Origin of the sequence: Nocardioides sp., assembly GCF_004803405.1 — a bacterium.
In the GTDB taxonomy this organism is placed as follows: Bacteria; Actinomycetota; Actinomycetes; order Propionibacteriales; family Nocardioidaceae; genus Nocardioides; species Nocardioides vastitatis.
The window spans coordinates 1-7,722 of the sequence record NZ_SSXI01000099.1; the positions used below are offsets into that span (position 1 = coordinate 1).

Consider the following 7,722-nt stretch of genomic DNA (forward strand, 5'->3'; position numbering starts at 1 on the left):
GGACCGGCGGCGGCGGCCGGCGCACAGGCCGTGCCGACGAGACAGGCCTCCCGCGCAGCCGTGTGCCGTGCCGTCAACCGGGGATTCCGACCGGCGTCGGTCACCATCCCCGGCGTGATCACCAACGCCCGGGTGCTCGCCCTGGGACGCGACCGCTACGGGACCCCCAGGACGCCACCGCTGACCGCCCGCGGACGATGGCAGTTCGCCTGGGACCGCGCCTCCGGGATCCGCCCCGGCGAGCGGTACGGCGTGGTGCGGCTCAACGCGCACACCTACCCCTGGAGCGGTGCCTACGGCACCGCGCTCGGCAACCGACTGCTCCGCCGCCTCCACACCGGCGACCGGATCGTCGTCGCCGGCCCGCAGGGCCAACGGCTGTGCTACCGCGTCGTGAAACGCGTCCGGGTCCGCCCCGGGGGCTGGCTCCACGGCTACTACTCCAACTCCGGTCCCTCCCGGCTGGCCATCCTCGTCTGCTCCGGCAGGCGCCGGGGCCCCGGGGACTGGTCGCACCGCACGATCTGGTTCGCCAAGCCGGTCGTCCGGTCCTGAGCGGGTCCCGGTGCCCGGGGGTCCGTTCCTGCCGGGAGCCGGGTCTGACCTCGGCGCGGGTCCGAGGAGTCGCCCGCCGACGGTCAGCGGTCGACTCGTAGGCTGCGGGGGTGGTCCGATGGTGGAGCTTCCGAATGTGGGGTGCGCACCTGCTCGGGCTGATCTGCGTGGCGGCGGCGACCGGGATGGGCGTGTGGCAGCACGACGCGTGGCAGGAGCGCCGCGCGGCCGAGCGGGTCGACCTGACCGAGGCGGAGCCCGTCCCGCTGGCGGAGGTGCTCGGACCGGACGACCCGTTCCCGGCCGGTGACGTCGGCCGCCCGGTGCGGCTCGCCGGGACCTGGCTGCCGGAGGGGACCGCCCTGGTCACCGGCCGCGAGGACGAGGACGGCCGCGCCGGCCGCTGGGTGGTCACGCCGCTGACCGTCGGTGGGCCAGCTGATCCGGCCGTTCCGGTGGTGCGCGGCTGGGTGCCCGACGACACCGACGTCGCGGACCTCCCTGCTCCCGATCCCGGTGAGGCCGAGCTGGTCGGCTGGCTGCAGCCGCCCGAGGGCAGCGGAATGGCCGACGACGACCCGTCCGACGACGTCCTTCCGCAGCTGCGGATCGCCGACATCGTGCAGCGGGTCGACCAGGACCTCTACGGCGCCTACGTCGTGGCCCGTGCGCCCACGCAGACGGACGCGGCGGCCGGCCTGGCCCCCGCGACGCTCGACCAGCTGCCGCCGGCGGGCCGGTTCACCGCGCTGCGGAACCTGCTCTACGCGATCGAGTGGTGGGTGTTCGCGGCCTTCGCCGGGTTCATCTGGTGGCGTTACGTGCGCGACGCCACGCGGCTACCCCCGGCCCAGGAGGCCGGCGCCGGGGACGACCCCGAGGACGCCGTACTCTCGGGCGAGTGAAGACCCTGTTCAACGTCTACCGCGTCCTCGCACTCGTGGTCGGCGTGCTCCTCGCCGTCGGAACGATCGGCTCGATCCTCAAGTACCTGCTCGAGGACGGATCCGCCCTGCAGCAGGTCGGCGACGACCTCACCCCGATCTGGCTGATCCACGGCTGGATCTACATGGTCTACGTGGCGATCGCGTTCGTGCTCACCCAGAAGGCGCGCTGGACGATGCCGCAGTTCCTGCTGATGCTGGTGGCAGGCCTCATCCCCGGCCTGATCTTCTGGGTCGAGCGCCGGGTGGCCGATCGCCTGCGCGCCGAGCACCCGGAGCTCGTCGGCTCCTGAGTCAGAGCCGGGGCTCGTCGTCCTCCCCGGTGACCTCGGGGAGCGGGTCGGTCAGCGGGTCCGGCGCGAGGCGCTCGGCCGAGTCCTCGGGCAGCTCATCGGGCAGGTCCGCGGGGGCGGGCGCGTTGTCGACGAGCACCTCCTCGGGCGCTGCGTCCACGTCCATCGGGGCCGGGGGCGGTTCAGAAGCGCTCGGGCGGGAGCCGGTCGCCGACTGCCAGCTGGAGCCGGTGCCGGCACCCCCGGCCTGCAGCTTCTTCGCCACCGCGGCCACGATCCCACCCAACGCACCGACGAGCACCAGCGTCTTCAGCTTCTTCATCCCGACACTCCTTAGACGTACCTGTCCTGGTCCGGTCGGACCCCTTCCCACCATCCCACCATGTGCGACAGCGCGTCGCCACAGGCACCCGTAGGATCGAGGCGTTCCCAACCGCAGATGCAGAATGAGGCGTTCCCCATGGCAGAGACGCAGGCCGTCCTGAAGACGAACAAGGGCGACATCACCGTCAACCTGTTCCCGAACCACGCTCCGGAGACGGTCGCGAACTTCACCGGTCTCGCGACCGGCGAGAAGGAGTACGACGCCGGGAACGGTCGGTCCGGCCGGTTCTACGACGGCCTCACCTTCCACCGGGTCATTCCCGGCTTCATGATCCAGGGCGGCTGCCCGCTCGGCACCGGCACCGGCGGGCCGGGCTACACGTTCAAGGACGAGCCCCATCCCGAGCTCACCTTCGACAAGCCCTACCTGCTCGCGATGGCCAACGCCGGCCCGGGCACCAACGGCTCGCAGTTCTTCATCACAGTCGGCGCCACCACCTGGCTGAACTTCAAGCACACGATCTTCGGCGAGGTCGCCGACCAGGCGGGCCGCGACGTGGTGGACGCCATCGCCGCGGTGCCGACCGGTCGTCAGGACCGCCCGGTCGAGCCGGTCGTCATCGAGTCGGTCGAGATCAAGGGCTGACCCACCGCTCGTGAACGAACCCTCGGTCGGGGTGCCGACCTGCTACCGGCACCCCGACCGCGAGACCTGGATCCGCTGCCAGCGCTGCGAGCGCAGCATCTGCCCGGACTGCATGAACGACGCGTCCGTGGGCTTCCAGTGCCCCGAGTGCGTGGCCGAGGGCCGCCGGTCCGTGCGCCAGGCCAAGGGGCCCTACGGTGGCAAGCGCTCCGCGAACCCCGGTCTCGCCTCGAAGGTGCTGATCGGTATCAACGCCCTGGTGTGGATCGCGATCATGGCGAGCGGCGGATTCGGCTCCCGGCTGATGGACCTGCTCGCCCTGCGTGCGCGGGGCGTGTGCCAGGTCGGCGACGGCCTCCAGGCGATCACCGAGCGGCGCTGCGGCGCGGGCGGCTACTGGGTGAGCGGCGTCAGCGACGGTGCCTACTGGCAGCTGCTCACCTCGATGTTCACCCACGTCCAGCCGTGGCACATCGGCTTCAACATGCTCGCCCTGTGGATCCTTGGTCCGCAGCTCGAGGCGGTGCTGGGCCGGGTGCGGTACCTGGTCCTCTACCTGCTGTCCGGCCTCGCCGGCTCCGTGGCCGTCTACTGGCTGTCGGCGGAGTACGGCGCCACCGTGGGCGCGTCCGGCGCCATCTTCGGGCTGCTGGGTGGCCTGCTGGTCGTCGGCCTCAAGGTCGGCGGCCAGGTGCAGGGGCTGATGCTCTGGATCGGCCTCAACGTGGTGATCACCTTCACCGTGCCCAACGTCTCCTGGCAGGGGCACTTCGGGGGACTCGCCGGAGGTGCGCTGATCGCCGCGATCCTGGTGTTCGCGCCGAAGGAGCGACGCACGGTGCTGCAAACAGCCGGGCTCGCCGCACTGGCATTGGTGCTGGTCGCGGCCACCGTGGTGCGGACCCTGACGCTGCAATAGCGGATATCCCCAGGGTTCTCCACCGATGTGGAGGAACTACACAGGTGTAGTTCTCCCCAGCTGTGGAGGAACCTGTGGACAACGTGCGAGCGCCCGCCGACCGTGGGGTCAGCGGGCGCTCAACGAGGCGTGCGCGGTCGAGGCGCGGTTCACTCCCAGCGGGTGGCGAAGGCGAAACCCACGGCCATGAACGAGATGCCGACGAAGAGGTTCTTCTGGCCGAGGTCGTTGAAGATCGGGATGTCCTTGGGGTTCTCGCCGGTGAGGAAGATGTAGAAGACGCAGATCCACAGCAGGCCGATCAGGAAGCACGCCAGCATGCCGACCACGACGCCGCGGCCGCGACCCAGTGGCGTGGAGGGGTGCGCGGCGATGGTCAGGCCGAGGAACAGCGCGATGAAGCCGATCAGGTAGTTCTTGCCCTCCAGGTCCTGGAGGAAGGTCGGCCCGGTGGGCTGGTTGGGCTGGCCGTCGGCGTTGATGCTGCCGAATCCGTCGAGCGGCCGAACGCCGAAGTAGTAGTAGAGGATCCAGGTGATGCCGCCCACGATCAGCAGCAGCGCGAGCGCGAACCGGATGCTCATGACCGGGCCGCGGTCGGGGTCGGCGAAGACCTCGCGCTCCTTGCGCTTCGACAGGCGGTGCAGCTTGGCCACGGATCGCTCCTCATTCGTTTGATCGTCCGAGCGTGTCGCGTGCGACGTCACGCTGTCGAGGACAGTAGGGGACACTGTCAGTATGACGGGTGCGCACTCCGGCGGACCGACCGGCCGCCGCTCGAGCCGATCCCTGGCCTGGCGGGTCGGCACTCCCGTGGTCGCCCTGCTCAGCGGCGCGCTGATGGCGGTGTCGGCGACGAACAGCGACGGGGCCGACCTGCGGCCCGGCCGCTACACCGACCTGGCGACGCTGGTGGAGGGGGAGGCGGCGAGCTACGAGGAGATCGAGGAGCGCTACAAGGAGCTCGCTGCCGAGGTCGACCGACTGGGCGGCGACGTCAGCGACGAGGGCGTGGACCGCGCCCGAGGCGAGGTCGCCGAGCTGAGCGACCCCGCCGGGCTGACGCCACGGAAGGGGCCCGGCGTGAGGATCACCCTGTTCGACTCGCCCGCCGAGCTGCTCCAGGAGGCGGTCGAGCACAACAAGGACCTGGACGGCGACGAGGAGCCGATCAACCTCCAACGGTTCGTCGTGCATCAGCAGGACATCCAGGCGGTCGTCAACGCGCTCTGGACCGGCGGTGCCACCGCGGTCACCATCGAGGGCCAGCGGGTGATCTCCACGACGGGCATCAAGTGCGAGGGCCCGGTCGTCCAGCTCCAAGGAGTGCCCTACCCCCAGCCCTACGAGATCGAGGCGGTCGGCGACCAGACTGCGCTCATGGCGGCCCTCCAGGCCGACTCCCTGGTGAGCGGCTATCGCAACGACGCGGCCGACCCGACGTACGCCATCGGCTGGACCATGGAGCTCCAGGACGAGATCGACGCCCCGGCGTACGACGGCGTCGTCGACGTGCAGTACGCCGAGCCGCTGCGCTGACCGGACCGCGGAACAGGTCGGCGACTACCCGCCGCCGCCGTCACCGCCGCCGCCGGTGGGATCGGTCGTCGGCACCGGATCGAACGGGTCGTTCGGGTCCGTCCCGTCGCTGACCTCCTGGCCGTCCTGGATGCCGTCGCCGTCGCTGTCGGGGTTGTTCGGATCGGTCCCCGCGGCGGTCTCCTCGGAGTCAGTGAGGCCGTCCTGGTCGGTGTCGACCGGCGGTGGCGGCTCCTCGTAGACGGACACGAAGATCACCACATCCGTGCCCTGGTCGCGCAGCTCGTGCGGAGCAGGCACCTGCTCGGTGACCCGGCCCTTCGGCTGGCTGTCGTCGTCGGCGGCCGCCTGGCGGACGACCGGGTTGAAGCCCGCGTCCTTGATCATGCTGATCGCCACTGCCTGCCGCCTGCCGACCACGTCGGGGATCTCTTCCTGGCCGTCGGAGATGCACAGCTCCACGGTGGCATTGCGGTCCACGGACGTGAAGGGTGCCGGGGTCTGCTCCACCACCGTGCCCTTGGGCTCGTCGGTGTCGCACTCGGTCTCGGTGATGTTGCCGCGCGCGATCCCGGCGCCGACCAGCTCGCGGACCGCCAGGCGTCTGAGCTGGTCGGTGACCTTGGGCAGGGAGAACTCACCGGGCCCGAGCGAGACCACGAGGCTGACCTTGGTCGAGGCCGGGACGTAGTCGCCGCCCGTGGGGTCCTGCTCGATGACCAGGCCCGCCGCGATCTCGTCGTCGTTGCGCATGCTCACCGTGCCGACCCCGAGCCCGGCGTCGCCGATCGCGTTGCGCGCGTCGTCCTCGCTCATCCGGAAGACGTCGGGCACCCGCACGTCGGGCGCGGTGTTGTCGAAGAGCTTGGGCCACACCAGGTAGGCGGTCGCGATCAGGGCCAGGACCAGGAGGCCGAGCACCACCCAGAGCCCGACCCGGTTGCGCGGGTCGTCGTCGCGGGCCGCGGGCACGGCGGGCCGGACCGCCGTCTCGGCGTCGGAGAGCGGCGGCGGAGCGGGCGTGACCGCCGCAGTCTCCGACGTGGCACCGGCGACCACGGCCTGGACCGGGCGGCCGGCGAGGTAGCGCTCGATGTCGGCGCGCATCTGCGCGGCGGACTGGTAGCGGTCCTCGACGCGCTTCGCGAGCGCCTTCATCACGATGGCGTCGATCTCCGGCGTGAGGTCGCCGTCGTGGTGCGAGGGGGGCACGGCTGGCTCCCGCACGTGCTGGTAGGCGACCGCGACCGGCGAGTCCCCCACGAACGGCGGCCGACCGGTCAGCAGCTCGTAGAGGAGGCAGCCGGCGGAGTAGACGTCCGAGCGGGAGTCGACGGTCTCGCCGCGGGCCTGCTCGGGCGAGAGGTACTGCGCGGTGCCCACCACCGCCGCGGTCTGTGTCATCGACGACTGCGCGTCGCTCATCGCCCGCGCGATACCGAAGTCCATCACCTTCACGTCGCCCGACGGGGTCAGCATCACGTTGCCGGGCTTGATGTCGCGGTGGATGATCCCCGCGCGGTGGCTGTAGTCGAGCGCGGAGAGCACGCCGCTGGTGATCTCGAGCGCGCGCTCGGGGAGGATCTTCCGTCCCTCGCGGAGCACGTCACGCAGGGTCCGCCCGGCGACGTACTCCATGACGATGTAGGGGACGACCTCGCTGGTGCCGTCCGGGTGGGTGGTCCGCTCCTCGCCGGTGTCGTAGACGGCGACGATGGCGGGATGGTTCAGGGATGCCGAGGACTGCGCCTCCCGGCGGAACCGGGCCTGGAAGGTCGGGTCGCTGGCCAGGTCGGTGCGCAGCCGCTTCACCGCGACCACGCGGCCCAGGCGGGTGTCGGTGCCCTTGCGGACCTCGGCCATGCCGCCGCGGCCGAGCAGCTCGGCCAGCTCGTAGCGGTCGCCCACCGTCGGCCGACCCGAGGCTGAGCCGGTCGGAGGTGTGGTCATCCGGTCTCTCCTTCCCCGGCCGCCGGGCTGGTGGTGACCTCGGTCGGCAGCGTCGTCGTCTCGGTGGGCGTGGTCTCGGTGGTCGTCGGTGGCGGCGGCGGGGCCGATCCCCAGTAGTGCACGGTGACGGTGTCGCCCTCCTGCAGCGTGCCCGACGGGTCGACCTGGCTGACCAGGTCGGGCTCCTGGGAGCCGTCGTTGTCCTGGGGCTGCAGCCGCACGTGGAGCCCCAGGTCGGACAGCTCGTCCTCGACCTCACGGTAGTCGCGGCCGATGTAGTCGTCGGCGTCCACCTGCACCGTGGTGTCCTCGGTCGTCTGCGTGGTCGTCGGTTCGGTCGGCGAGGACGACTCGGTGGTCGCGCTGGTCGCCGGCGTCGTGGTGGGGTCCGCGGCGGCGGGCTCCTCGTCGTCGTTGCCCAGCAGCAGAGCGGCGACCACGATGGCGGCGATCACGAGCAGGAGCACCGCGACCGCGGCGGGCCACGGCGACCGGCGGCGGTCGGTGTCCTGGGTGCCGGCGTAGGCCGCGGGCGTCTCCAGCCGGCGGATC

General features: G+C 71.4%; 10 protein-coding genes. 6 read left to right on the forward strand and 4 right to left on the reverse strand.

Annotation, left to right across the window (positions count from 1 at the left end):
- From E7Z54_RS07280 to E7Z54_RS07290, 3 genes are all read left to right on the forward strand, one after another.
- Positions 1–555: class F sortase (locus tag E7Z54_RS07280; RefSeq protein WP_206056063.1), on the forward strand; the 555-nt coding region annotated here is incomplete at its 5' end.
- A gap of 110 nt (positions 556–665) precedes the next feature.
- Positions 666–1,460: an SURF1 family protein gene (locus E7Z54_RS07285; protein WP_136432393.1), complete on the forward strand. Its 795-nt coding sequence runs from the start codon at positions 666–668 to the stop codon at positions 1,458–1,460.
- Positions 1,457–1,792 (forward strand): DUF3817 domain-containing protein, encoded by a 336-nt coding sequence (locus E7Z54_RS07290; RefSeq protein ID WP_136432395.1) that lies wholly within the window; start codon positions 1,457–1,459, stop codon positions 1,790–1,792. The genes E7Z54_RS07285 and E7Z54_RS07290 overlap by 4 nt, the downstream gene beginning before the upstream one ends.
- Position 1,793: 1 nt before the next feature.
- On the opposite strand, the gene E7Z54_RS07295 is transcribed toward E7Z54_RS07290, so the two are convergent.
- Positions 1,794–2,114 carry a hypothetical protein gene (locus E7Z54_RS07295; protein ID WP_136432397.1) on the reverse strand — a complete coding sequence of 107 codons (321 nt, stop codon included), beginning with the start codon at positions 2,112–2,114 and terminating at the stop codon, positions 1,794–1,796.
- Between the two features lie 138 nt (positions 2,115–2,252).
- Between E7Z54_RS07295 and E7Z54_RS07300 the strand changes: the two genes are divergently transcribed.
- Together E7Z54_RS07300 and E7Z54_RS07305 are read left to right on the forward strand one after the other, a co-directional pair.
- Positions 2,253–2,762: a peptidylprolyl isomerase gene (locus E7Z54_RS07300; RefSeq protein ID WP_136432399.1), complete on the forward strand. Its 510-nt coding sequence runs from the start codon at positions 2,253–2,255 to the stop codon at positions 2,760–2,762.
- Positions 2,763–2,772: 10 nt separating this feature from the next.
- Positions 2,773–3,681, forward strand: a complete 909-nt coding sequence (locus tag E7Z54_RS07305; protein ID WP_240769561.1) for a rhomboid family intramembrane serine protease — start codon at positions 2,773–2,775, stop codon at positions 3,679–3,681.
- A gap of 149 nt (positions 3,682–3,830) precedes the next feature.
- Here the strand turns inward: E7Z54_RS07305 and E7Z54_RS07310 are convergent, their stop codons facing one another.
- The gene (locus E7Z54_RS07310) at positions 3,831–4,337 is read right to left on the reverse strand and encodes a cell division protein CrgA (protein WP_240769562.1); all 507 of its coding nucleotides are present in this window, start codon (positions 4,335–4,337) and stop codon (positions 3,831–3,833) included.
- 82 nt (positions 4,338–4,419) lie between these two features.
- Here E7Z54_RS07310 and E7Z54_RS07315 point away from each other — a divergent pair, with 82 nt between their 5' ends.
- Positions 4,420–5,220: a DUF881 domain-containing protein gene (locus E7Z54_RS07315; protein WP_136432400.1), complete on the forward strand. Its 801-nt coding sequence runs from the start codon at positions 4,420–4,422 to the stop codon at positions 5,218–5,220.
- Positions 5,221–5,244: 24 nt separating this feature from the next.
- On the opposite strand, the gene pknB is transcribed toward E7Z54_RS07315, so the two are convergent.
- Positions 5,245–7,170: a Stk1 family PASTA domain-containing Ser/Thr kinase gene (gene pknB, locus E7Z54_RS07320; protein ID WP_136432402.1), complete on the reverse strand. Its 1,926-nt coding sequence runs from the start codon at positions 7,168–7,170 to the stop codon at positions 5,245–5,247.
- The coding region (locus E7Z54_RS07325; protein WP_136432404.1) for a PASTA domain-containing protein at positions 7,167–7,722 on the reverse strand (556 nt) is incomplete at its 5' end. The genes pknB and E7Z54_RS07325, both read right to left, overlap by 4 nt.